A 25,473-nucleotide genomic window follows, 5' to 3' on the forward strand; every position below is an offset into this window, starting at 1 on the left:
GAAACTAACCCACATCGTCTGGGATGTGGAGATGGGCGTATTTTTCGCCCTCATCAACAGGAATTAAAATGAGCGAAAGCTTTGCGGAACTCTTTGAAGAAAGCCTAAAGACCCTGAACCTTCAGGCAGGCTCCATCATCACCGGTGTTATCGTTGATATCGATTACCAAGCTCGCTGGGTAACCGTTCACGCTGGCCTGAAGTCCGAAGCACTGATCCCGCTGGAGCAGTTCTACAACGACGCTGGCGAACTGAACATCAACGTCGGTGACGAAGTTCACGTTGCTCTGGACTCGGTTGAAGACGGTTTCGGTGAAACCAAGCTGTCCCGTGAAAAAGCCAAGCGCGCTGAATGCTGGATCGTTCTGGAAGCAGCCTTCGCAGCCGAAGAAGTGGTCAAGGGCGTTATCAACGGTAAGGTTAAAGGCGGCTTCACTGTCGACGTTAACGGCATCCGTGCGTTCCTGCCAGGTTCTCTGGTTGACGTCCGTCCAGTGCGCGACACCACGCACCTGGAAGGCAAAGAGCTGGAATTCAAGGTCATCAAACTCGACCAGAAGCGCAACAACGTTGTCGTTTCCCGTCGCAGCGTCCTGGAAGCCGAGAACTCCGCCGAGCGCGAAGCTCTGCTGGAATCCCTGCAGGAAGGCCAACAAGTCAAAGGTATCGTCAAGAACCTCACCGATTACGGCGCATTCGTCGATCTGGGTGGCGTCGATGGCCTGCTGCACATTACCGACATGGCTTGGAAGCGTATCAAGCATCCTTCCGAAATCGTCAATGTTGGCGACGAGATCGATGTCAAGGTTCTGAAGTACGATCGCGAGCGCAATCGTGTTTCCCTGGGCCTGAAGCAACTGGGCGAAGATCCATGGGTTGCTATCAAAGCCCGTTACCCAGAAAGCACTCGCGTTACCGCTCGTGTAACCAACCTGACCGACTACGGCTGCTTCGCTGAGCTGGAAGAAGGCGTTGAAGGTCTGGTACACGTTTCCGAAATGGACTGGACCAACAAGAACATCCACCCTTCGAAAGTCGTACAAGTCGGCGACGAAGTGGAAGTTATGGTTCTGGACATCGACGAAGAGCGTCGTCGTATCTCCCTGGGCATCAAGCAGTGCAAGTCGAACCCATGGGAAGACTTCTCTGGCCAGTTCAACAAGGGCGACAAGATCTCCGGCACCATCAAGTCGATCACCGATTTCGGTATCTTCATTGGTCTGGACGGCGGCATCGACGGCCTGGTTCACCTGTCCGACATCTCCTGGAACGAAGTGGGCGAAGAAGCCGTACGTCGTTTCAAGAAGGGCGACGAGCTGGACACCGTTATCCTGTCGGTTGACCCAGAGCGCGAGCGCATCTCCCTGGGTATCAAGCAACTGGAAAGCGATCCGTTCTCCGAGTACGTCTCGGTTAACGACAAAGGCGCCATTGTTAAGGGCACAGTGAAAGAAGTTGACGCCAAAGGCGCCATCATCACTCTGGCCGACGACATCGAAGCGACTCTGAAAGCCTCCGAAATCAGCCGTGACCGCGTTGAAGACGCGCGCAACGTTCTGAAAGAAGGCGAAGAAGTAGAAGCCAAGATCATCAGCGTTGACCGCAAGAGCCGTGTAATCCAGCTCTCGATCAAGTCGAAAGACGTTGAAGACGAGAAAGAAGCCATCCAGAGCCTGCGCGACAAGCCAGTAGCTTCGGATGCTCCAGTAGCCACCACCCTGGGTGACCTGCTGCGTGCTGCACAAGCGGAAAAACAGAACTAAGTTCTGACTTTCTGTAAAAAAGGGCGACTTCGGTCGCCCTTTTTCATGCCCAAAATTTGACCTGCTCCCCCTGTAGGAGCTGCCGAAGGCTGCGATCTTTTCCCTCTACCTTATGGTTCGAGCTCGGCAGCGAAACCATACCCCACCAAAACTGTCCCTTTCTTTAACAGGATCAACCGCTTAATTGCAGCTAGTCTTGGTGCTAAGCGCACTGCCGCTCGGCAAGATGCCCGGCATAAGGAAGTGGATGAACAAGCTCATCGTCGCAATAGCAATGCTGGCACTCGCAGGCTGTACCACCAATGCCAAGACCCACGTCGTGCGTGGGGTCAGCGGTATTGAGGTTGATTGTTCGGGGTTGGGCTCGGGATGGGAGAAATGCCGAAAACGAGCGGCAAAGGAATGCAAAGGAACAGGCTACAAGGTGGTGGCAAGGTCAGACGATGCCAAAGAAGAGGATGATTTCCCCTTCGGCTTCAATCCAGCGGGGTACCTGACACGCACCATGCTGGTGATCTGCAGGTGAGAGCAGAGGGCTTGCAGCCCCAAAACCCGGTATTGCACGGCGTGCAAGGAGATGTCAAAACTCAGGCTGTTCAAATTCGCTGGGGCGTGCTAAAACCATCGGAGCGATTTTCCTAGCTGCTTGAAAAAGAAGGGAAAAATATGACGAAGTCGGAGTTGATCGAACGAATTGTCACCCATCAAGGGCTGCTCTCATCAAAGGATGTGGAGCTGGCCATCAAGACCATGCTTGAGCAAATGTCCCAATGTCTGGCCACCGGTGATCGCATCGAAATCCGCGGCTTTGGCAGCTTCTCCCTGCACTACCGCGCTCCGCGCGTAGGTCGCAACCCTAAAACCGGCCAGTCCGTCAGCCTCGACGGTAAATTCGTTCCGCACTTCAAGCCAGGTAAAGAACTGCGCGATCGTGTGAATGAGGACGAGGAGGAGGGGCTTTGATGGTTGTCGCCGTTCGAGGATTTGTTGATGCGTAACCTTAAGCGCGTATTGCTCGCTGTGTTCGTGCTGTTGCTGGTATTGGCGGTGCTGGCGTTTGTTCTTGAGAATCAGCAATCGGTTACGTTGGTGTTTCTTGGTTGGGATGGGCCGGAGTTGCCGGTTTCGTTGGTTATGGTGATTGTGTTGTTGGTCGGTATGGTTGTTGGTCCGATTGTTAGCTGGCTTCTGGGGCGTACATACAGAGTCTCTCGCAAGCGCCTAGCTTGATTGAATGTGCGTCACTGCTTGTCCATATCCGTTTGCCGAGCCAACATGAAGCCTTGAGTGTTGTTTAAGTTGCAGCACATGGTTTGTTCGGTTTGTTCTGGCGAGGCGCTGTCTGGCAGTCAATGCAGTCGTGAGCAGATTGGTCGCGTTCTGCGTAAGTACCATCCCGATGCCATTATGCATTTGGCCTCAGATTCCTATGCCGATCGCTTGATCTCCATGCCCGCTGAGTTCAATCAGACGGATATCATCGGGGGACTTACACTCTTTCGGAGGCTGTGCGTAACTATTGGGTGACGCTGGATGGTGTGCGCAAGACCTCTTTCCGCTTCCATCATGTTTCGACAGATAAGGTGTTTGGGGGATCTCGAGAGCTCTGAAGGGTGTTTCTCTGAATCCCCCCCTATCAACCGAGTTCTCCGTGCTCAGCCAGAAAAGCAGTTTCTGTGTAGTGGTCAACTAATCCCGGACACGACGTTAAGTTTTTTCTCGGCCTGAGCTGGGGCCAGTCCGTTGTTGAATTGGTGCGGTCTAATCCAGTTGTATCGATGCATCAGGTAATGACTGATGTCGCGGTGCGCTTCTTGAGCTGTCATGTAGCCCACGGTCGGTATCCATTCAGTTTTCAAGCTGCGAAATACACGCTCCATCGGCGCATTATCCCAACAGTTTCCACGACGGCTCATGCTCTGGCGAATGCGGTAGCGCCAGAGCCGTTGGCGAAACTGACGGCTGCCATATTGCGAACCCTGATCTGAGTGAAACAGCAGCCCTTGAGGCCTGCCACGCTGTTCATAAGCCATGTCCAACGCCTTGATCACCAACTCAGCGTCTGGTTTATTCGACAGCGCCCAGCCCACAATTCGGCGCGCGTAGAGATCCAGAACAACCGCCAGGTAATGCCATTTCCCTTGAGCCCAGACGTAGGTGATATCGCCACACCAGACCTGATTGGGTGCCGGCACTTCAAACTCTCGATTCAAAATGTTCGGAATGTCAGGCCGCTCGACCGTCGCTTGTTTGTAGGCATGTGATCCAGGTTGTTTGCTGACTAACTTCAGTTCCCGCATCAGACCACGCACCTTGAATCGCCCGATTTGCTCGCCGTCTTCCTGCATCATCGACACGATGCTGCGGCTACCGGCGGCGCTTCGGCTTTGCGTAAACAGTTCATTGACCCGACTGCGCAACCGAAGCCGCTCAACGTCCGGAGTTCGGCGTCTGAGGCGGTGGGCGTAGTAACACGAGCGAGTGATGTCAAAGACTGCGCAAAGCCAATCGACTGGCTCCTGGGCGCTTAACTGATCAATCAGCGTGTGCGCTCGTGCTCTTCCGACATCAAGAGCGCGGTAGCCTTTTTTAAAATGGATTTCTCCCGCTCAAGGCGAGCAATGCGCGCTTCCAGTTCTTGGATTTTCTGCTGCTCAGGCGTCAGCGCTTTGCTCTGCGGAGTCACGCCGTTGCGCTCCTGCTGGAGTTGGTTAACCCAGCGGCGCAACGCGGACTCGACCACCCCAAGCGAGCGGCTGGCTTCGGTATGGCTATAGCCTTGATCGAGCACGAGGCCTGCGGCCTCGCGTTTGAACTCAGCGGAAAAGGAACGACGTTGCTTGGTCATCAGACACCTCTATCTGGCGAGCATTCTCGCCTAAATGGGTGTCCGGTTTCATTAGACCACTACATCTGATCGTCTGGTTCGCGCCTGGGGTCGTGCCTATGGTCTGCCGACGCTGATTACAAATTGTTTAAATAACGACGGCCCTTATCACTTCCCAGAGAAGCTGATTCCACTGATTATTCTCAATGTGCTGGAAGGCAATCAGCTGCCGGTCTATGGCGAGGGCAAGCAGGTGCGAGACTGGCTCTATGTCGAAGGTCATGCTCGCGCGCTTTACAAGGTTGTCACCGAAGGTGTTGTAAGAGAGATCTACAACATCGGTGGCCACAATGAAAAACAAAACATTGTAGTTGTGCGCGCAATTTGCACTTTGCTCGGTGGGCTATGTCCAGGCTCCGGGCTCGCCAGTCGTGCGAACGGCCAGGCATGTCAGGTCAAGGCTGACGAGGCGGCTTCTTTGGGGGGGCTTGGTTCACTATTCTTCCGAATATGTCTTTAGTGGCCGGGGCTCCACTCCATGGCGCGAGTTAGATCCAGTCGCGCCTCTGAATCGCTACGCTGCGAGTAAACTGGCTGACGAACAGGCGATTCTTGTTAGTGGATGTAGGTGCCTGATCTTTCGCACCAGCTGGGTTTATGGCGCTCGCGGTACTAACTATGCACTCACTATGCTGCGCCTGGCGAGGGACCGCGATGCTCTGAATGTAGTCGCTGATCAGTTTGTTGCGCCCACCGGAGCTGAGTTGATTGCGGATATCGCCGCATCAGTTATTCAGCAGGCTCGACGGCGTCCTGAATTGGCGGGTTTGTACCATTTAGCTGCCGGTGGAGATGTGTCCTGGCACGGCTATGCAAATCATATAATAGGCTTTGCTCAATTCAATGGCGAGCAACTGGCGGTCAGGACAATCAATCCGATCGAGACCAGTGCCTATCCAGCGCCTGCACGCCGCCCACTGAACTCACACTTGGATACACAAAAGCTTCGCGACAATTTCCCCTATGCTTGCCTGATTGGCAAAGTGGTGTGATTCGAATGCTCATGGAAGTCCTGCACAAATGATCGCGATAAATCGTAAGGGCATCATTTTGGCGGGTGGCTCAGGCACGCGCCTATACTCGTTAATCCTGGGCGTATCCAAGCAACTGCTGCCCATCTACGATAAGGCGATGATCTTCTATCCGCTATCGGTGCTGATGCTCGCAGGTATGCGTGAAGTCCTGATTATTTCTACACCCGAAGATCTGCCAAATTTTCGTAAGCTGCTGGGTGATGGCAGTCTGTACGGGATCAAGCTGACTTACGCGGAACAGCCCAGTCCGGATGGATTGGCACAAGCATTCATCATTGGTGAAGCGTTCATCGGTAAGGACCCTTGCTGTCTGATCCTGGGTGATAACATTTTCTACGGCCATCACTTCTCGGGCAGTCTGCGTTCCGCGAGCACTCAAGAATATGGCGCGACGGTCTTCGGTTATCACGTATCTGATCCAGAGCGTTTCGGCGTGGTAGAGTTTGCTGTGGGTGGTCAGGTGTTGAGCACCGAAGAGAAACCGGTCATTCCTAAGTCCAGCTTCGCAGTCACTGGCTTGTATTTCTACGACAATCAAGTGGTCGAGATCGTCAAGAACATAAAGCCGTCGGCGAGAGGTGAGCTGGAAATCACTGATGTCAATCGTGCTTATCTGGAGCGGAATGCGCTCAAGGTCGAGATTCTAGGTCGCGGCTTCGCCTGGCTGGATACCGGAGAACACCAGAATCGCTCCTTGAGGCCAGCCACTTCGTGCACACCATTGAGAAGCGGCAAGGCTTGAAACTGGCTTGCCTGGAAGAAATTGCCTACAACAATCGGTGGATTTCCGCCGATGAGCAGTCAGCTCAGGCAAAAGTCTTGAAAAGACTGCATATGGGGATTACTTGCAAAAACTGCTGAAAATTCCCGCCTCAGAGATTTGATGGATTGTGATAGTTGATGTTATTTTGCTAGCACCTAGTTGAAGCATTTATTTGTTTTCAAATGATTTTTTGTCTCTCGTCGGCGCATGAGTTATTAATTCTCGATACTCCCTGTAGAATGGCCGGCAGACAAATCTGACCTAGTTCAGCATTGCATCGCGATCTCAATTGGCTTGCTTTCCTTCATCGAGGATTTCCATGCCGAGCAGTTTCCTTAGGGAGTGCCGAGGCAGGAGCATTAGGTCAGGGTAGAGCAAGACATCAGGGGCGCGGGTTTGGCAAGGCTCGATAGGTATGGATCGATATTGAGTGGTCACCTTTGCAATCGCTTCAAGCAATTTTTTGCATTGACTACGATGCAGGAACGACTGGAAACATAACTGAGCCCCGCTTGCTGGCCGTACTCGCCAGGAGGGGAATTAAGGATTTAGAGCATGGAACTGATTCCCGTAATTTTGTCTGGTGGCGTGGGCAGCCGGTTGTGGCCCGTTTCTCGAGAAGCCCATCCGAAGCCGTTCATGGATTTACCGGATGGCCAGAATCTGATCCAAAAGACGTTCCTGCGTGCCTCACATCTGGAGGGCGTCGTCGAAGTCCTCACCGTCACCAACCGTGACTTGCTGTTCAAGACTGAAGACGAGTACAGGGCTGTCAATACTGCCAAGCACGCCCAAGGGTTCATCCTTGAGCCTTTCGGGCGCAATACGGCGGCGGCGGTGGCGGCGGCAGCGCTTCAGCTGGAAGCCACCCATGGCCCCGAAGCCAAGATGCTGGTGCTGGCAGCCGATCACCTGATCAAGGACGAAAAGGCCTTCGCCACGGCGGTCGCCAATGCAGTCGCGTTGGCCAGCGAAGGCTGGCTGGTTACTTTCGGCATTCAGCCGACCTATCCTGAAACCGGCTTCGGCTACATCGAAGCGAAAAAGGATGCCCCGCTCAAAGGTGGCTTGAAGGTCGCGCGGTTTGTTGAAAAGCCCAATCTGGAAACTGCCCAGGGCTATATCAGTGCCGGCAACTACTTCTGGAACTCGGGCATGTTCTGCTTCCGCGTGGGCACGGTTCTGGAGGAGCTTCGCCGACATGCTCCGGACGTCGTTGATGCCGTGGCTAAGACCATTGAGGTATCTCGTCTGACCTCGTCAAGCAAATACCGTTGCCTGGCTCTGGACAGCGAAAATTTTGCCCAGGTACCGGATATTTCCATCGACTATGCACTGATGGAACGCTCCCAGAAAGTGGCAACTATTCCTTGCGACATTGGCTGGAGTGACATCGGTTCGTGGAACGCCGTGAGCGAATTAACCGCACCCGATGAAAACGGCAACCGCTTCGAAGGCGAAGTGCTGTCCCACGGTTCGCGCAACAACTATGTGAACAGCGAGGGGCGTCTGACTGCCTTGGTTGGTGTAGAAGACCTGCTGGTCATCGACACGCCCGACGCTGTGATGATTGCCCACAAAGACCACGCTCAAGACGTGAAGCACATCGTCAACCAGCTCAAGGCCTCCAGCCATACTGTTCACTTGCTGCATCGTACGGTTCATCGTCCGTGGGGCACCTATACCACCCTGGAAAACGGTGAGCGCTTCAAGATCAAGCGCATTGTCGTGAAGCCGAAGGCGTCGTTGTCGCTGCAGATGCACCATCACCGCAGTGAGCACTGGATTGTCGTCAGCGGCATGGCAGTCGTGGTCAATGACCAGCGAGAACTGATGCTGAACACCAATGAGTCGACGTTCATTCGTGCCGGTCATAAACATCGTCTGATGAACCCTGGCGTCATCGACCTGGTTCTCATAGAAGTGCAAAGCGGCGACTATCTGGGGGAAGACGATATTGTACGTTTCGAAGACAACTACGGCCGCGTAGACAAGTAACAGCGCGCTGGCAGTGATAAGCCTGATCGGTGATTGTTCGACCGCTCAGGCTTATTTGCATGTGCCCCCTTGATTTCAATCCCTATAGATGACGCGCACCCGCAGTTCCTCGCGCGTCGTCCTAGATTTCCAGTAAGAGATCAGAATGCATACCCCTATCAAAACCCGATGCTTCAAGGCTTACGACATCCGTGGCGAGGTGCCATCCGACCTCAACGAAGATATTGCTTATCGGATCGGCCGGGCAATGGTCATTGAGTTGCAAGGCAAAAGCATCGTGCTGGGACGGGATATGCGCCTGGAAAGCCCGATGCTGGCTGATGCGATGACCCGTGGCTTGCTCGAGGCCGGCGCGGATGTAATCGATATTGGGCTGTGCGGTACAGAAGAAGTCTACTTTGCCACCAGCGCGTTCGAAGCCGACGGTGGTGTGATGATCACGGCAAGTCACAACCCCAAGGGCTATAACGGGATGAAGCTGGTCAAGGCGCAGTCGCGGCCGATCAGTGGCGACACCGGCCTGAATGCTATACGCGATCGGGTGGAAAGCGGCGATCTTGGCGCGTTGGCAGGCAAGCCTGGCAATATCAGTCATGAGCTGGACAAGGGCCGCTACATTGATCATTTGCTCACCTATATTGACGTCGCTGACCTCAAACCGCTGAAGGTGCTGGCCGATCCGGGCAACGGTGCCGCCGGCCCGGTGCTGCAGGCCTTGATCGACAAGTTGCCCTTCCAGTGGGTACTGATCAACGCCGAGCCGGATGGTAATTTCCCCAATGGTGTGCCCAATCCGCTACTGCCGGAAAACCGTGAACTCACGCGCCAGGCATTACTGGACAATGGCTGTGACGTTGGTCTGGCCTGGGACGGTGATTTCGACCGCTGCTTCTTTTTCGATGAAACAGGTCGGTTTATCGAAGGTTACTATCTGGTCGGCTTGCTGGCTGAAATGCTACTCAAGCAGCATCCGGGCAGCAAGATCATTCACGACCCACGTCTGACCTGGAACACCGTCGATCAGGTTGAGCAGGCAGGTGGAGTGCCGGTGCTGTGCAAGACAGGCCATGCCTTCATCAAGGAGCGCATGCGTCTTGAAGATGCAATCTATGGCGGCGAAATGAGCGCCCACCACTATTTCCGCGATTTTGCCTACTGCGACAGCGGAATGATTCCGTGGTTGTTGGTGACAGCCTTGATGTCCACCACCGGCAAAACCCTAGCGCAACTGGTCGATGAACGTATTTCCGCTTATCCGTGCACCGGCGAGATCAACTATCGGGTCGAGGATGTGCCCGCGATGCTGCACAAGGTTTTGGAGCATTTTCTACCGCAGAGCCCGGTCGTCGACAGAACGGATGGCATCAGCGTGTCTTTCCCCGATTGGCGCTTCAATCTGCGCGGTTCCAATACCGAGCCTCTATTGCGGTTGAACGTTGAGGCTCGCGGCGACCAAACGCTGATGTGGGAGCGTTTGCAAGAGCTTGAATTGCTGATCAAGGGCGCTTGAACTCCCGATCTCTTTGGTATTCAACGGCGCCAGGACTTCAGTGAGCGAACATTGCGGTGCTGTCGCGGTTGTGAAATATCAACTCTATAGGTTCACATTTTGAAAACGGTTTTATTGCTAAGCACTTACCCGATTACCAGTCCCCGACACGGGGGACAGGTCCGGGTTGCCAACATCGCAAAAACCTTTGGCGAAAACGGCTGGTGCGTTATGCACTTGGCTGTTTATGAGCCGGAGGGCTATCCACCGTCGACATTGGGTTCCAACGATGTCAGTTTTCCCGCCGGTAGCAGTTTTAGGAAATACAAGGGTACATATGTGCCGTTGATCAATGACTTGCTTTCGGGCGAATTCGCCGCGTCGGAACAGGGTGGGTTCGCGGAAATCATCAAAAAATTGCCGCCTGTTATCGATGTGATTCATGTCGAGCAGCCTTGGCTCTGGCCGTTGGTCCTGAGGATCAAGCAACTGCGGCAATACTCCAACGCCTGTCTGATTTATGGCTCGCAAAACATCGAGGCTCCGCTGAAGCAGGAAATCCTCGATAGCTACGGTATCAAAGGGGCCGAGTCAGTCATTTCCGATATCGACGCGCTCGAGCGCAAGGCGACTCTAGAAGCTGATATTGCCGTGGCAGTCACGCAGGCGGATTACGATATTCTCAACGCATGGGGGGCGAAGATGCCCCTGCTGGCGCCCAATGGAATTGCGCCGTGGTCAGCCAAACCCGAGGTACTTGAGAGTTGGAAGGAGCGTCTGCCCGGTTCGCCTTGGATTCTTTACGTCGCCAGTGCTCATCCGCCCAACTTCAAGGGCTTCAATGAGTGCCTTGGGAGTTCCCTGGCGTGCATTCCACCGGACAGCAAGCTGGTGGTGGTAGGCAGTGTGTGTGAACACCTGGAGACGACACTTCGCGAAAGTCGCTGGGGGCAGTTGAACCTGTCGCGCCTGCAACTGTTGTACATGCTGTCGGACGATGACCTGGATGCAGTGAAAACCCTGGCTCATGCGTTTCTGCTGCCGATTCCCCATGGCGGCGGTTCAAACATCAAGACTGCCGAAGCCATTTACTCGGGCAAGTACGTGGTCGGAACGGAGTCTGCGTTCCGTGGCTTCGAGCAGCATCTGGAACTATCGGAAATCAGTGTCGCCCGCACGCCTAACGAGTTTCATGCGGCGATTCGCAAGCGCTTGACCGGGCCGGCGACGATTGATAGTAACGGTCCGGACAGAGGGGGCCGCGAATCATTGACCTGGGCCAGAAGCCTGGAATCGATTCCGCGTGCAGCAATACAAGTCATTGAGAAAAAGGCGCAAGCATGACTACCTGGTTTGACGTAACGACCATCCTTGGCTGGCGGCGGCCGGCGGTAGGTATCATTCGTACTGAAGCGGAAGCGGCCGCCCACGGGCTCGAGCTGATCGCTGCCGGTGAGGACGTGAAGTTTTGCTTTTACAGCCGAGCCATGGGTTACAGCGCTGTCGGTTCCGCTGAGGTGGCAGCGACGCTCAAGCGTATTTCCGGTGCGCACTCTGCTTCGCCGAGCGGGGTTGCAGTGGGCAGCGCGAATAAGAGTTCGATCGAAGCCCGGCTGAAGGAAAAAGCGATAAAGGTGCTCAACCGCTTGCCGCCAAAGGTCAGCGGACGCATTTATCAGTTCTTCCAGGTGCGCCGTTTGTCCATTGTCGAGGCCGTGATCGCTCTCCGGCACATGCGGTCTGCGGTCAAAGGGTTCCTGAAGCCAGCCAATCGTACTCATGTCTTCAGTCCGTCGTCTGTCAAGGCAAGTACGGCCGGCCACCCGTTCTCTAAGGGTGATAGTTACATTTCCGTGGGGCTGGACTGGGACAACAAGGATCTTCCGCATCTTTATGAGCTCAAGAAACAGGTTGGCCTGCGCGTCATTCTGTTCTGTTACGACGTGATCCCGGTGAGGCTTCCTCATTTGTGTGTGGGTGATGTGGCGGCCAAGTTCGCCAACTATTTCACTGATGTTGCCTGGTGCGCGGACAAGATCCTGTGTATCTCGGAATGCACCCGTAAAGACCTGATCGTGCTGCTCGAAGAACTGGGTGCGCCGGTGCCGGAAACAGCCGTGGTCAAGCTGGGATGCCAGCTCTCGCATGAACTGAGCGATGACATCAGTGAAGAGGTGAATGCGTTGTTGAAAGAGCGGTTTGTGCTGTTCGTTTCAACGATCGAGCGCCGCAAGAATCACGAGGTTCTTTATCGTGCATACACGCGTCTGATCGATAGCGGCGTTCAGAATCTGCCAAAACTGGTGTTTGTCGGGATGCCGGGCTGGGGCGTTGGCGACTTGCTGTCGGATATCCAGCTTGATCCGAGAACCAGAGACTACATTCGCATCCTGAACAATGTCTCCGATTCGGACCTCATGCACCTGTACCAGCATTGCATGATGACAGCGTTTCCGTCGCTGTATGAAGGCTGGGGATTACCGGTTGCAGAGAGTCTGGCTGTCGGCAAGTACTGTCTAGCCTCCAGTGCGGCGTCCATACCGGAAGTAGGCGGCGAACTGCTGGATTATCTGGAGCCGTGGGATGTCTCGGCGTGGGTGGCGGAACTGCAGAAGTATGCGTTCGATCCCGCAGCGCTAACTGCGAGGGAGGAGGCGATCAAGCGTGACTACAAGCCAGTCGCCTGGAAGGACACGGCGCAGTTTGTCTTCGACAGTTTGAAGTAAGAGGCAGGTGCTGCAAGCACTGTGCAACGCGGTGGAGCCGCAGGGCTGATCCACCGCATTTGGTTCACACGATGGTATTGGTGTTGAACACACTCAATGGTTGTCGTATGTCCGAGGTTCCCAGCAGCTCCGGGTTGGCCGACCATTTATCGATGATGGACGAAAAGTGTTCGACTGCCGAGAGGAGGACATTCGCTCGAAGCGCTGCAGGAACGGCCTGTTCCAGCGTCCGAGCATAGTTTTGCGCAGTAAAGGTGGCCTGCGCCCATTCCTGTGCCTGCTTCCCAATTGAGTGGGTCGAGATCTGATTGCTATGAAGAGACAGAAAGATTTTCTTCAAGTCTTCGACTTCGTTCTCGACCGATATCTTCAGCACAAATTCGTCAGGAAGTTCACTGTAGAAGCCAGTATCCGTAACGATGGTGGTTTTGCCGTAGAGCATGGCTTCGATGGCCGAGGCTGAAGCGGCTTCCAGGCTAGGCCAGCGCAGGCAACTGATGATGTCCGCTTCTCTGATGGCCATGGACAGCGTTGCATCGTCGACCTCATTGGAAATAATCAGGTCGACGCCGTTGTCATTTGCCAGTTCGAGCAACCTTTTTTCAGTCTCCGGAAGTATCGCTCCAACCAGTCGATAGCGAACATTCGCTCGCAACGAGGGACTGCTGGCGATTGCTAGGATGCAGCTTTCAACCCGCTTGTTTGGATTGACGTGACCAATGGTCAGGACATTCAGCTTGTCGTTGCCGGGCTGGAGTTCTGAGTCGGTGGCTCCTGGCGCATCATAGGCCAGCGCAGTAACGAAAACTGGCCCCGGACAGGCTGCCAGCACTCGATCGCAACCCCAGTTGCTGTGCGTGATCATGCAAGTCGCCATCGAGCTGATCCACTCGGTGAGCGGAGCTTCGTTTCGCGTTTTGCTGATGAACACCGAGCCATCATGAATCTGGAAGTACTCCTCGGCAATCGTTGCTCCATACCACTGGGTCAATACTCGATTGGCTTCTTCGCGTCTGTTTTGCGACCAGCCGAAAAACAGGTGTCCGAGGAAGAAGTCATGGAGGCAAACAATTCCTGGGGCGTTTGTGAGCCAGGCAATTGCACCTTCGTGAAATTCGTAGCTATTACCAATCTGATAGACGCAGCAATCGGCGCTCTTGATTTCCCTGGTGACTTGCGCGTCGTTTTCCCAAGGCAGCACGGTACAGCCGAAGTCATGCAGTTCTATGGCCGGGACGTGCTGGCTTTCGGTACGAACCACGACAACTTCATGTTGGTTGGCCAGGAGCTGACGAACGACGAGTCGAGTCATTCGACCGATAGCCGAGGTTTTGACCGCGGGTGTGAACATGACAAGTTTCATTTCAGAAGTGCCTCGACAGTTTCTGGCCAATTTATGCCCAGGCTGTTCCACAACGCCTGAGCTCCTTCTCCGTACTGTCGGGTTCGAGCCTTGCTTTCATAAGCAGCGCTCATCGCTTCGGCCAGGCCTTCTGCAGTCGGTTCTGCTCTCCAGCCGGTTTCGCCGGATTGCACCAGGCCGAGAATCCCGCCACTGTCGGTAGTCGTTATCAGTGCTTTGCGAGCCGTTGCAGCTTCCATGCTCACGTAGCCAAGTGAGTCTTCATCAAACGGGATATAGGCGACGGCAAGCGCACGATTGACATAGTCCACATAAGTGGCGCGGGGCAGGAAGCGCAGGTCGAGCTTCACGCGATCCTGTAGGCCGAACTGTTCAATGATGGCGTGCAATTGTTGCGTATCGGCAGGAGACTCGGGTGGTCCGGCGATGATCATTTTGGCTCGTCGATCAGCCTTCGCCAGTGCTTGCAGAAGCAGGTACTGGCGTTTCATGCTGTTTACCCGACCGCCGGCAAAGATGTAGTCATCAAACTCGCCACCGGTGAATGCTTCCGGGTCGTTGACCGGAGGAAGCAATACCTTGGAGTCAAAGCCGTTGTATTTAAGCAGTCGCTGTCTGGTGACTTCGGAGTTGGTGTAGATATGCCGACTCTCTGCGAAACTTTCATTATCCGCATGGGCAATCGCCTTGCGAATATCCGCGCCGTGCTGGCCCGGTGGCAGATTGGTCTGGCCTGCATCAAACAAGTCATAGGCTTGCCGGTATTGGTGAAGTAGCCACAGCGATTTGCGGTGATGCCGAACCAAATACGCCGGAAACTTTAAGGCAATGACATGATCGGTATTGGCCAATTCCATGGTGCGCGCCAACAGCATTTGCGAGGGAATGCGTGTCGAAGGTTCCCATTGAAACGGAATCCGCAGGATTTCCGCGTCATGGCCGGCAATGACCAGATTCTTCTGCAGGTTGACAGCCAGCTCTTCGGCACCGCCCCAAATGAAAGGCGCCATGTTGTTTACAATCAATACTTTCATGCCAAAAGACGCTCCAGCACCTGCGACCATGAAATCTTCAAGTCGACCAATCGCTGCCTGGCATTCTTGCCCATTGCTTCTACCATGTTTTTATCCCGGTACAGCATGTCCATGGCGCGAGCCAGTGATTCGGGAGTTGGTTCGACGACGTAGCCGTTGTAACCGTCTTGAACCAGTTCAAGCACACCTCCGGAGTCGGAGGTAGTCAGAACAGGTTTTTGCGCATGGCTGGCCTCCAGGCTTGGATAGCCGTATGAGTCTTCATCGACCGGCAAATAGGCGGCGGCCAGGCACTGCGACAAGTGCTCTACTTTCTCTTCTTCCGTGATCCAGCGGTCTTCGAGAGTCACTCTATCGGCTACATTGCACGTCTCGATTTTTTGTTGAAGCGCAATACCGTAGTCTGGACTTGCGCCTGTTCCCAGAATGCGCAAACGAACCGGAGTCTTGGTGTAACTGAGGGCTTCAATAAGCAGGTGCTGGCGCTTGTAGTGTTCCAGGCGGCAGATGCACACGATTTCGTCGTTGTATCCGGCACTGAAAAAACGCTCCGGTTCGAAAACCGGTGGATACAGTACTTCGCTGTCGACGCCGTTGAAGGTCTTGAGGCGGTCAGAGACAACCTTCGAGTTGGTGAAAATGGTCTTTGCCTCACCCATTGCTCGGGTATCCACGTCAATCAGGGATTCGCGGATAGCACGATTTTGCGCTGTGTCCGGGAAGTCACGATAAGGCGAGTCCCACAGGTCGTAAAAAGTACGTATGTGGTGAATAAACCAGAGAATCTTGTGTGGGTGCGGTATCAGATGTGCCTGCGGCCGGAAGCAAATGATCCGGTCTGCCGCCTGAAGGTCTACCCAGCGCAGCGCCATCATCTGCTGAAACAGTATATCCGGCGGCGAATCGAGTTCCGGCAGGTACACGACTTCCACCAAGTGTCCGGCTTCGGTCAGTGTTGAGGCCAGCCAGTCGACAATGTTTCTTCCACCGCCCCTGATGAAAGGTATGAACGAGGAGCAAAGAACGATTTTCATCAGGCCGCGAGGACCTCGCGCAGGCTGGCTGCAATTCTGAAGATGTCTTCCTGGGTCAGATCCTGATGAGTCGGCAGGTTGATGCCGCGGCCGGACCACAGATCTGCTACCGGGTAGGTCTTGTCTTCCTTGTAAGGTGGAAGGACGTGCATCGGGTAGAAGACCGGACGGGTTTCGATGCCCATTGCATCCAGTTTTTGCATGACTGCGTCGCGTTTGTGCTCATCACCGTCCGCCAGGAAGATGTTGTACATCCAGAAGACCTGCTTGGCCCACGATGCCTCGGTTGGCAGGACGATCTTGTCCTTGAGATCCGCCAGTGCTTCGTTGTACCAGTCTGCCAGACGTTCGCGATCGGCGAGTGCGGTTGCAATGTTTTCCATCTGGGCCAGGCCGATGGCTGCCTGGATGTTGGTCATACGGTAGTTATAGCCAACGACCGGGAACCAGTAGCGACGGTTCGGATCCATGCCCTGGCCACGGAACAGGCGCAGCTTGGCGGCGAGTTCGTCGTCATTGGTGGTGATCATGCCGCCTTCGCCGGTGGTGATGATCTTGTTGCCGAAGAAGCTGAAGGTTGCGCAAGTGCCTAGGCTTCCCACCTTGTTGCCCTTGACTTCGGCGCCGTGCGCCTCGGCGGCGTCCTCGACGACCCATAATTTGTGCTTGCGGGCGATCTCGTTGACGACGTCCATCTGTGCCGGGTGACCATAGAGGTGCACCGGGATGATGCCTTTGGTCTTGGCGGTGATCTTGCTTTCGATCGTTTGCGGATCGATGTTCATGGTATCGGCGCACACGTCCACCAGTACCGGAGTCGCGCCGCAATAGCGTACGGCGTTGGCCGTTGCGATGTAGGTCACGGTAGGAATGATGACTTCGTCGCCCGGCTGCAGGTCAAGTACAACCAGGGCCAGATGCAGGGCGGTGGTGCCGTTGTTGGTGGCGATCGCATGCTTGACGCCACAGAACGCGGCGAAGCTTTCTTCAAAGGCGGTGATGTATTTGCCGTTGGAGGAGATCCAGTTTGTATCCAGGCAATCGAGCACGTAATTGCGTTCGTTTCCAGCAAGCTTCGGTTGTGCAACGGAAATACGTTTCATGTCTCTTCCTTCAAAATTTGTTTAATGCTTTGGCAGGCACACCCACAACTGTGACTGCTGAATCGATATTCGAAATCACGACGCTGCCGGCACCGACCATGACGGACTCACCGATGTGAATTTCCGGTATGACTTTGCTGCCTACACCGACGAAACTTAAATTGCCTACGTGCACGTTGCCAGCCAGGGCGCACTGGGGGGCAATGTGAGCCGCCAGCCCGATCACGCAATCATGGTCGATGGTTGCGCCGGTGTTGATAATGCAAAGGTCGGATATCGCGGCATCCGCATTGATCACCGCGCCTGCCATCACGGCGATGCCAACCCCTAATTTGGCCGATGGCGAAACCACTGCCGCAGGGCTAATGGCGTTCACCAGTTTGAAGCCCGCCTCAGTGGCTTTTTTCGCCAGTTTATATCGGACAGGGTTTGACCCGATGGCGATGAATGCTCGCTCGTATCCGTCCTTGCGCAGTGCCGGCAGGTGGGCGTCACTTTTCAGTACCGGGATGCCCAGGCAAGTGTCCGGACTGTCCGGGTTGCCGACGCACCAAGCAACTTTTTCGCCTTGGGCTTGCAGTAGCTCGATGCAGACCTTCGCATGGCCGCCGGCCCCTATAACGATGATTTCAGTCTTCATGGGGCACTCCTTTCGGCATGAGTCCACTCCGGGCGGTGAAACAACAGATTGACCGAGTCCGTGTGCGATAGTTGCTCGACCGACCAGTTTTCAAGGTTGCCGGTACGGTCGTTGATAACACTGAATACCAGCCCGGAGGCAGTGAAATGCTTGAGCCAGTTCTCGAGACTTATTGCATTTCGCTTCAGGTGGGAGAGGCCCAGTTCAACGATCAGAAGCATTTTCGGATTGGCAGCAAGCAGGCGTCGCGCACCTTTCATGACGTCGATTTCGGCGCCTTCCGCATCGATCTTCAGCAGCTTTGCAGTCAGATCTTCCGGCAGAAACTCGTCCAGGGTAATGGTTGAGATATCCACGGATGTCGTCGGGATAAATGACGGGGTTTCCAGCTCATAGAGTGAGTGGTGGCCGCTGGTAGCGCCAAGGTGCAGTTTGTGGCTGCCCGCTGTGTCCGAAAGTGCGTAATGGGAGATTTCGCTGATGGATGAAAACCCGTTGAGCCATAGGTTTCTTTCCAGCAGTTTTCGGGTCGGCTCGAATGGTTCGAAGGCAAAGATCCTGCCTTGTCCCGACATGGCTCGGGCGGCGGCTATCGAATGCATTCCGATATTGGCGCCGACATCGATATAGACATCGCCAGGCTTGATGATGCGCTCGATCAGAATCCGCGTTCCAGGCTCAAGCTCACCGGCTTCCATAAGATTGGCCAGCAGGGCGTGATCTCTGGCGCCGCAGAGCATATAGCCGACTGCAGTTTTGACCAATGTTTCATCGGGGCCGGAATTGATTGCTATGCGATTGACATCGAGCAATGCATATTGCTCGATTCGATCGAGTTGCGGGCCGGCTTTCTCCATTGGGAGTTGGCTCGCGAAAAGTTTTTGCGAAAGCGAAGTCTGAACATTCGCAGAGTTGATCAGCCGTCGAAGCTCCAACATGATTTTCTGGGTTTGCTCGCGCTGTTGATCTTGAAGTCTGCTGAGCTCATGCTGAAGTTTTCCGAACTCCTCCTGAAGTTTTTCGGATTCTTTCAACATGTCCTGGCGGATGGTGGAGTTGAAAAAAGCGCGCAAGCGGAAGAACACCGGGCGCCCAAAGGGCCTGATGATACGATAGCCCGTCTGAGCGATTCGCCGCAGTGCCTGTTTGATGTGGTGCCGCAGTACGGTCCCAAGTGATGGGGCGATTTGAGCAGTATCAATTTGAGCAGTATCAATTTCAGCAGCATCAATTTGAGCTGCATTAGTAGGCGCACTGATGTTTGGGTGTGGGCAGGTACGGACGAGCAAACGCCTGGATGCGAGTGAAAGCGCGGCTTCGATATCCACGCCATTGCGCTTAATGCTGTTCATTAGCGTCAAACTCCAAAGTAGGCCGCGGTGACCGTTGCCGGATCGCCATCCATTTTTATTTTTCCATGCTCCAGCCACAGCACCCGGTTACAGGTGTGCATTACCAGTTCGCGTGAATGGCTGGCGATCACCAGGATATTGGTCGACTTCACCAGTTCATTCATGCGGATTTCGGCCTTGTGCTTGAAGCCTTCGTCGCCGACCGATAGCCATTCATCCATCAGCAGGATTTCTGGTTTAATCGTGGTCGATACGGCGAAGGCTAGGCGCAGGTGCATGCCTGAGGAGTAGGTGCGGATCGGCATGTCGACAAAGTCGCCCAGCTCGGAAAACTCGATGATTTCGTCGAGTTTTTCGGTGATCTGTGCCTTGGTCATGCCCAGTATGCCGCCGCGCAGGTAAATATTCTCCCGTCCGGTGGCTTCCGGGTCCGTGCCCAGAGATATGTCGATCAGAGAGCCAATCTCACCCTCGATTCGGGCGGTGCCCGAGGAGGGTTCGTAGACGCTGCTGAGCAGGCGCAACATTGTGCTCTTACCCGCGCCGTTGTGGCCCAGAAGTCCCACTCGGTCGCCGTCGCGCAGGGTGAAGTTCAGGTCTTCAAGCGCTCGGACAATCACGCGGCCTTGTTGGTCTGCACCGAGCTGTCCACCGGTGGCAACCTGAAACAGGCGTTTCTTCAGGGAGCGGCCGTTCGCGTTGTAGATCGGGAAATCTACACAAACATTTTTGAATTCGATCAAGGACATTAGAAGTTCTTCTTAGAGCCAGTAAGCAATGCGACGCTTGTAACGACCGTAGACCAAGAGCGCAACGACCCAGCCGACAGCGGCCATGCCCAGGGAGACCCACCAGTTGGTGGCAGTCGGTAGTTGCCCGATCAGCGGCGAGCGTACGATCGAAATGATGTGATAAACGGGGTTAAGGTCAAGCAGGTATAGGCCAGCCCGTTGTGGCAACAAATTAGGCATCCACATGATTGGCGTGAGGTAAAATACAACCTGCAATAAGCTTGCGACGATCTGTGGCAGGTCTCGATAGCGCGCGCACAGAATGCCAAGAAGCAGGGCTATCCACGTCAGATTCAGCATAGCCAGCAAAAGACCTGGAAGGCTGATAAATGCGAGCCAAGTAAGAGGCTTGCCGACGGCGAGCAATACCAGTGGGAAGATCACGATATTGTGGCCCAGGATCAGGAGGTTCCGCCAGATCATGCGAAGAATGTGGGCAAACAGGGGGATCGGCAATTGCTTGATGATGCCTTCGGCAGCGATGAACCCGGTGCAGCCCTCGGTGATCACTGAGGAAATGAAACTCCAGAGAATCATGCCGACGGCGAGAAATGGGAGAAACTCTTGCATTGGAGAGTTGAAGATCTGGCCGAACACCACTCCGATGGTCCCGATCATCACACCCATGCTGATAGTCAGCCAGAATGGACCCAATGCCGATCTTCTATACCGCTGCCGAACGTCCTGCCAGCCTAGCATCCCTACCAGGGCATATCGTTTTGTCGCAGCGACGATGTCCGACAGCGCGATACCTATAGAACCATTGCGCATTAATAGCACCAGATTAGTGATCAAAAAAACATGCCATTTTAGGCTGGGGGGGAGGGGAGTGTCACTCTTTCTACACTATTTCTTTGCGTCCTATGGTGCGTTGTATCGGGTCAGTCTTGAGAGTCCTCTAGCGCTTGACTCTTTTGATCGAATGCCGCTTCGAAAAGCGGTGTCATGAGGCGGTGCCGAGTGTGTTGCAGCATGCGGAACGTCCGCGATGGCTGGCACTGTGCACCCAGTTACGCCTTGATAGCAGGTTGGGTATCGTCGTTCCGAGCTGCATTCTGTATGATCGGTAAGAATTTGCGGCTCTCCTGCAGAGCTCAATGGCGCGTATGACACAAAAGGGCCTGCTAAAGGCGCTCAAATGGAGTTTAGAGGATTCGCATGAAAGCTATCGTAACTGGCATTACTGGGCAAGATGGCGCCTACCTGGCGGAACTGCTGCTGGAAAAGGGTTACACGGTGTATGGCACCTACCGTCGGACCAGTTCTGTCAATTTCTGGCGTATTGAGGAACTTGGGATTGAAACGAATCCCAACCTGCATCTGGTCGAATATGACCTGACTGACCTGTCGGCCAGCATCCGACTGCTTCAGACTACTGAAGCGACCGAAGTCTACAATCTCGCGGCCCAAAGTTTCGTAGGCGTGTCTTTCGATCAGCCTCTGACCACCGGCGACATCACCGGTATGGGCTGTGTGAATCTTCTGGAAGCGATCCGTATCGTCAACCCAAAGGTGCGTTTCTACCAGGCTTCGACTTCCGAAATGTTTGGCAAGGTTCAGGCGATTCCTCAGGTCGAGAGCACGCCATTTTACCCGCGCAGCCCTTATGGCGTTGCCAAGCTGTACGCGCACTGGATGACTATCAACTACCGCGAGTCCTACGGCATTTTTGCAACCAGCGGTATCCTGTTCAACCACGAATCGCCACTACGTGGCCGTGAGTTTGTGACCCGCAAGATCACCGACTCCGTGGCCAAGATCAAACTCGGCCTGCTCGACAAGATGGAACTCGGCAACCTGGATGCCAAGCGCGACTGGGGTTTTGCCAAGGAATACGTCGAAGGCATGTGGCGCATGCTGCAGGCTGATGAGCCCGACACTTTCGTACTGGCGACCAACCGTACCGAAACCGTGCGTGATTTCGTCACCATGGCGTTCAAAGCTGCAGGGATCAATCTTTCCTGGAGCGGCGCTGCCGAAGACGAGCAGGGTACCGACAAGGTAACCGGCAAAGTGCTGGTCACCATCAATCCGAAGTTCTATCGTCCTACGGAAGTGGAACTGCTGATCGGTAACCCAGCCAAGGCCAAGGCAGCATTGGGCTGGGAGCCGAAAACCACTTTGGAAGAGTTGTGCTGCATGATGGTAGAGGCTGACCTGCGCCGAAATGAAAAAGGATTCTCGTTCTGATGAGTATTGCCGGTAAACGCGCGCTGATTACAGGTATTCAAGGTTTCACCGGTCGATACATGGCTGCCGAGCTGAAGGCTGGTGGCTATGAGGTGATAGGGATGGGGACGCAACCCTCAGGCGAGCCTGGTTATTTTCAGGTCGATCTGACCGATGGTCCTGCTCTGCGTGAGTCACTGGCAAATATTCAACCAGATGTGGTAGTGCATCTTGCGGCCCTGGCCTTTGTCGGGCACGGTGCCGCAGATGCCTTTTATCGAGTTAATCTCATTGGCACCCGTCATTTGCTGGAGGCAATTGCCGCCTGCGGCAAGGTGCCGGACTGTGTGCTGCTGGCCAGCAGCGCCAATGTGTACGGTAATGCTTCGGCCGGGTTGTTGAGCGAATCAACTTCACCAGCTCCTGCCAACGACTATGCGGTCAGTAAACTGGCCATGGAGTATATGGCCAGTCTTTGGCATGACCGCCTGCCGATTGTGATTACGCGCCCATTCAATTACACCGGTGTCGGCCAAGCTGAAAGTTTCCTGTTGCCCAAGATAGTTGCGCATTTCCGTCGGCGCGCCGACAAGATGGAGCTGGGCAACCTGGATGTCTCCCGTGACTTCAGTGATGTGCGGTCAGTGGTCAAGGCCTACCGTGGGTTGATCGAGGCTAGACCTTTAGGGCAAACGGTGAACGTCAGCTCAGGAAAGAGCCATACGCTTCGCGAAGTGATCGACATGTGTGCCGCGTTTACCGGTCATCACCTTGAGGTTGAAGTAAACCCGGCCTTTGTTCGTGCCAATGAGGTGAAGATCCTGTGTGGTGACAACACTCGTCTCTGCCAATTGGTCGAGGGATGGGGTACGCCAAGACTGGATGAAACTCTGAGCTGGATGCTTTCGGCGGAATAAATGAAGCTAGTTCTCTCTGTTGAGCCGATCCGCTACCCGCTGACTGGCATAGGTCGCTATACCTACGAACTTGCGCAGAGGCTTCAGCAAAGCCCAGAAATTACAGACCTGCATTTTTTTGCCGGTCGACGCTTTTTGCCTGAACTGCCAACAGCTGCGAATGAGTCCGGTAGTGGTTATGGCTTGAAGCGCGCGGTGCAAAAGAACTTTCTCGCCGTAGAAGCCTATCGGTTGCTGATGCCAATTTTGCGCAAGGCCGCCCTGAAAGGTCATGGCGATTATCTATACCACAGTCCAAATTACTACTTGCCGCCGTTTTCCGGGCGTAGCGTGGCCACTTTTCATGACCTTTCGCCCTTCACCTGGGCGCACTGTCATGCGCCGCAATTGGTCCGTTATCTGCAAAAAGAGCTTAAAACCACATTGGTGAGAGCTGATGCCCTGATCACTGACTCGGAATTCACTCGCCAGGAGCTAGCCAGCTATTTTTCTTGGCCCATCGAGCGGATTCATACCGTGCCGTTGGCAAGCTCTCCTGAGTTTTATCCAAGGCCGCCTGAGAAACTAAAGGCAACCCTTGCTCGGCACGGTCTAGAGGTCGATGGCTACTCGCTGTTTGTCGGCACTATTGAGCCGCGTAAGAACATCGAAACCTTGCTTGCGGCCTACAGTCGACTGCCTCTTGCTGTGCGTACGCGTTGGCCGCTGGTTCTCACCGGCTACCATGGCTGGCGCAATGATGTGATCCATCAGAAGCTCGAAACCGCTAGGCGTGAAGGCTGGGCTCACTATCTTGGATTTGTTCCCAGCGAGGACTTGCCTCTGCTGTTCGCTGGGGCGCGCCTGTTCGCATTCCCATCGCTTTACGAGGGTTTCGGTTTGCCGGTTCTCGAGGCCATGAGTTCCGGAGTTCCCGTGGTGTGCTCCAATAGTTCGTCGCTACCTGAAGTCGCCGGAGACGCCGCACTGATGTGCGCGCCGATGGATGTCAATGAGCTGACGCGATTGATCGAGCGCGGGCTGACCGACGAAGCATGGCGTGCAACTGCGGTTGTCAGCGGAATTCGGCATGCGCAGGGGTTTTCCTGGGAGCGTTGTGCGAGGGAGACCTTGCAGGTTTATCGACGAGTAATCGACGGAAAATGATCAAGGTCCTGCACTTCTTCAAAACCTACTACCCGGAAACAATGGGTGGCATCGAGCAAGTCATTTTTCAGATTGCCCAAGGCGGTTCTGAGCACGGGTATTCCTCGCAGGTCCTGTACCTGAGCGAAAGAGGGGCGGCCCGCAATGAAATGGTCGGTAATCATTTGACACACCGCTCAAAGCTTGATCTGCACGTGGCTTCGACAGGATTCTCGTTGTCGGCGATCAAGGATTTTTCGCAGCTGGCGCAGGAGGCTGATGTGGTCCATTACCACTTCCCCTGGCCTTTCATGGATCTGGTGCATTTTGCCACCCGCCATGGCAAGCCGTCGGTGGTCAGTTACCACTCCGATATTGTCAAGCAGAAGACACTTCTCAAGCTGTATCAGCCGTTGATGAACCGCTTTCTGTCCAGTGTGGATTGTATTGTCGCGTCGTCGCCGAACTATGCGCAGAGTAGCCCGGTGTTGACCCGCTTTCGCGACAAGGTCGAGATTATCCCCTATGGCCTGGATCGCGAGACCTACCCCGAGGTCTCCGAAGAGCGCCTTGCTTACTGGCGTAGCAAGGTCGGCGATAGATTTTTCCTGTTTGTAGGTGCTCTGCGTTACTACAAGGGGCTGGATTATTTGCTCGAAGCGGCCAGGATCACGGGTCTGCCTGTGGTGATCCTAGGGGGAGGTCATCAGGAGACTGAACTCAAGGAGCAGGCTGGAAGGCTTGGGCTTGGTAATGTGCATTTTGTGGGCGGTTTGGGGGATGACGACAAGGCTGCACTGTTGACGCTGTGCCACGCCTTTGTGTTTCCCTCGCATCTGCGTTCCGAGTCGTTCGGCATCTCCTTGCTGGAGGCTGCCATGTATGGCAAACCGCTGATTTCTTGTGAAATTGGTTCGGGTACGACTTACATCAATATCGCCAATGAAACCGGGCTGGTGGTCCCTCCGCGTGATTCTGCTGCGCTTGCCACGGCCATGATGACGTTGTCGACGGATCCTGCGCTCGCACAAGCCATGGGCGAGTGTGCGTTGAAGAGATATGAAGGTGTGTTTTCTGCGCAATCGATGGTTTGCGCCTATGCAGACATCTATCGAAGGTTGTTGGAGAAGTCTTGAGGTATGACCTTGCCTTTGAGTAGCCGAAGACTGTCTGGAGGGCAGGCCCCCGGTGTCAGGATAGTTGTCGCCTCTCCGGTTTTTCCTGAAAAAGCATATTGGGGGCGGAAAGAGAGAACTTGTGCCGTTTTATTCATCTGAACGTAGAG

21 protein-coding genes and 4 pseudogenes are annotated in these 25,473 nt (G+C 54.6%); 16 read left to right on the forward strand and 9 right to left on the reverse strand.

What is annotated here, in order from left to right:
• Nucleotides 1–68: 68 nt before the first annotated feature.
• From rpsA to ABTV22_RS08225, 5 genes and pseudogenes are all read left to right on the forward strand, one after another.
• Entirely contained in the window at nt 69–1,763 is a 1,695-nt protein-coding gene (gene rpsA / locus ABTV22_RS08205; protein ID WP_433739381.1) for a 30S ribosomal protein S1, read from the forward strand.
• 247 nt (nt 1,764–2,010) lie between these two features.
• Nucleotides 2,011–2,289, forward strand: coding sequence for a hypothetical protein (locus ABTV22_RS08210; protein ID WP_433739382.1), 279 nt, complete (start codon nt 2,011–2,013; stop codon nt 2,287–2,289).
• A 140-nt stretch (nt 2,290–2,429) separates the two neighbouring features.
• Nucleotides 2,430–2,726, forward strand: coding sequence for an integration host factor subunit beta (ihfB, locus tag ABTV22_RS08215; protein ID WP_003369729.1), 297 nt, complete (start codon nt 2,430–2,432; stop codon nt 2,724–2,726).
• A gap of 27 nt (nt 2,727–2,753) precedes the next feature.
• Nucleotides 2,754–2,993 (forward strand): LapA family protein, encoded by a 240-nt coding sequence (locus tag ABTV22_RS08220; RefSeq protein ID WP_433739383.1) that lies wholly within the window; start codon nt 2,754–2,756, stop codon nt 2,991–2,993.
• Nucleotides 2,994–3,116: 123 nt separating this feature from the next.
• Nucleotides 3,117–3,439 (forward strand): annotated as a pseudogene (locus tag ABTV22_RS08225) (GDP-mannose 4,6-dehydratase); the annotation flags it as partial.
• 9 nt (nt 3,440–3,448) lie between these two features.
• Here the strand turns inward: ABTV22_RS08225 and ABTV22_RS08230 are convergent.
• A protein-coding gene (locus tag ABTV22_RS08230) for an IS3 family transposase (RefSeq protein WP_433738812.1) occupies nt 3,449–4,611 on the reverse strand; the annotation gives its coding sequence in 2 pieces (ribosomal slippage) (nt 3,449–4,356 and nt 4,356–4,611; 1,164 coding nt in all).
• A gap of 61 nt (nt 4,612–4,672) precedes the next feature.
• On the opposite strand from ABTV22_RS08230, the pseudogene ABTV22_RS08235 reads away from it, so the two are divergent.
• The 7 genes and pseudogenes from ABTV22_RS08235 to ABTV22_RS08265 all read left to right on the forward strand — a co-directional run.
• Nucleotides 4,673–5,008 (forward strand): annotated as a pseudogene (locus tag ABTV22_RS08235) (NAD-dependent epimerase/dehydratase family protein); the annotation flags it as partial.
• A 3-nt stretch (nt 5,009–5,011) separates the two neighbouring features.
• Nucleotides 5,012–5,674: pseudogene (locus tag ABTV22_RS08240) on the forward strand (sugar nucleotide-binding protein); the annotation flags it as partial.
• Nucleotides 5,671–6,568 (forward strand): annotated as a pseudogene (gene rfbA / locus ABTV22_RS08245) (glucose-1-phosphate thymidylyltransferase RfbA). The pseudogenes ABTV22_RS08240 and rfbA, both read left to right, overlap by 4 nt.
• Nucleotides 6,569–7,002: 434 nt before the next feature.
• A complete protein-coding gene (locus ABTV22_RS08250) occupies nt 7,003–8,445 on the forward strand; it encodes a mannose-1-phosphate guanylyltransferase/mannose-6-phosphate isomerase (RefSeq protein WP_433739384.1) in 1,443 nt (480 codons plus the stop codon).
• A gap of 145 nt (nt 8,446–8,590) precedes the next feature.
• Entirely contained in the window at nt 8,591–9,955 is a 1,365-nt protein-coding gene (locus tag ABTV22_RS08255; protein WP_433739385.1) for a phosphomannomutase, read from the forward strand.
• A gap of 210 nt (nt 9,956–10,165) precedes the next feature.
• The gene (locus ABTV22_RS08260; protein ID WP_433739386.1) at nt 10,166–11,278 is read left to right on the forward strand and encodes a hypothetical protein; all 1,113 of its coding nucleotides are present in this window, start codon (nt 10,166–10,168) and stop codon (nt 11,276–11,278) included.
• Entirely contained in the window at nt 11,275–12,660 is a 1,386-nt protein-coding gene (locus tag ABTV22_RS08265) for a glycosyltransferase family 4 protein (protein ID WP_433739387.1), read from the forward strand. The genes ABTV22_RS08260 and ABTV22_RS08265 overlap by 4 nt, the downstream gene beginning before the upstream one ends.
• Before the next feature lie 64 nt (nt 12,661–12,724).
• Here ABTV22_RS08265 and ABTV22_RS08270 read toward each other — a convergent pair whose 3' ends face one another.
• From ABTV22_RS08270 to ABTV22_RS08305, 8 genes are read right to left on the reverse strand one after another with little or no spacing between them, the layout of a single operon-like run.
• Nucleotides 12,725–14,023, reverse strand: coding sequence for a glycosyltransferase (locus ABTV22_RS08270; RefSeq protein WP_433739388.1), 1,299 nt, complete (start codon nt 14,021–14,023; stop codon nt 12,725–12,727).
• Entirely contained in the window at nt 14,020–15,057 is a 1,038-nt protein-coding gene (locus tag ABTV22_RS08275) for a glycosyltransferase family 4 protein (protein ID WP_433739389.1), read from the reverse strand. Before ABTV22_RS08275 ends, ABTV22_RS08270 begins: the two co-directional genes overlap by 4 nt.
• Nucleotides 15,054–16,091: a glycosyltransferase family 4 protein gene (locus tag ABTV22_RS08280; protein ID WP_433739390.1), complete on the reverse strand. Its 1,038-nt coding sequence runs from the start codon at nt 16,089–16,091 to the stop codon at nt 15,054–15,056. Before ABTV22_RS08280 ends, ABTV22_RS08275 begins: the two co-directional genes overlap by 4 nt.
• Entirely contained in the window at nt 16,091–17,194 is a 1,104-nt protein-coding gene (locus ABTV22_RS08285; protein ID WP_433739391.1) for a DegT/DnrJ/EryC1/StrS family aminotransferase, read from the reverse strand. Before ABTV22_RS08285 ends, ABTV22_RS08280 begins: the two co-directional genes overlap by 1 nt.
• A gap of 10 nt (nt 17,195–17,204) precedes the next feature.
• On the reverse strand, nt 17,205–17,834 hold the full coding sequence (locus ABTV22_RS08290; protein WP_433739392.1) for an acetyltransferase: 630 nt from the start codon (nt 17,832–17,834) through the stop codon (nt 17,205–17,207).
• Nucleotides 17,831–19,186 (reverse strand): FkbM family methyltransferase, encoded by a 1,356-nt coding sequence (locus tag ABTV22_RS08295; protein ID WP_433739393.1) that lies wholly within the window; start codon nt 19,184–19,186, stop codon nt 17,831–17,833. Before ABTV22_RS08295 ends, ABTV22_RS08290 begins: the two co-directional genes overlap by 4 nt.
• A gap of 5 nt (nt 19,187–19,191) precedes the next feature.
• Nucleotides 19,192–19,935, reverse strand: coding sequence for an ABC transporter ATP-binding protein (locus tag ABTV22_RS08300; RefSeq protein ID WP_433739394.1), 744 nt, complete (start codon nt 19,933–19,935; stop codon nt 19,192–19,194).
• A 12-nt stretch (nt 19,936–19,947) separates the two neighbouring features.
• On the reverse strand, nt 19,948–20,748 hold the full coding sequence (locus tag ABTV22_RS08305; protein WP_433739395.1) for an ABC transporter permease: 801 nt from the start codon (nt 20,746–20,748) through the stop codon (nt 19,948–19,950).
• A 387-nt stretch (nt 20,749–21,135) separates the two neighbouring features.
• Between ABTV22_RS08305 and gmd the strand changes: the two genes are divergently transcribed.
• From gmd to ABTV22_RS08325, 4 genes are read left to right on the forward strand one after another with little or no spacing between them, the layout of a single operon-like run.
• A complete protein-coding gene (gene gmd / locus ABTV22_RS08310) occupies nt 21,136–22,167 on the forward strand; it encodes a GDP-mannose 4,6-dehydratase (RefSeq protein WP_433739396.1) in 1,032 nt (343 codons plus the stop codon).
• A complete protein-coding gene (locus tag ABTV22_RS08315) occupies nt 22,167–23,063 on the forward strand; it encodes a GDP-mannose 4,6-dehydratase (protein ID WP_433739397.1) in 897 nt (298 codons plus the stop codon). The genes gmd and ABTV22_RS08315 overlap by 1 nt, the downstream gene beginning before the upstream one ends.
• On the forward strand, nt 23,064–24,209 hold the full coding sequence (locus ABTV22_RS08320) for a glycosyltransferase family 4 protein (RefSeq protein ID WP_433739398.1): 1,146 nt from the start codon (nt 23,064–23,066) through the stop codon (nt 24,207–24,209).
• Complete coding sequence (locus tag ABTV22_RS08325) at nt 24,206–25,324, forward strand: glycosyltransferase family 4 protein (RefSeq protein ID WP_433739399.1); 1,119 nt, start codon at nt 24,206–24,208, stop codon at nt 25,322–25,324. The genes ABTV22_RS08320 and ABTV22_RS08325 overlap by 4 nt, the downstream gene beginning before the upstream one ends.
• The last annotated feature ends 149 nt before the right edge of the window (nt 25,325–25,473 follow it).

Origin of the sequence: Pseudomonas putida, assembly GCF_050990305.1 — a bacterium.
Classification (GTDB): domain Bacteria; phylum Pseudomonadota; class Gammaproteobacteria; order Pseudomonadales; family Pseudomonadaceae; genus Aquipseudomonas; species Aquipseudomonas putida_AH.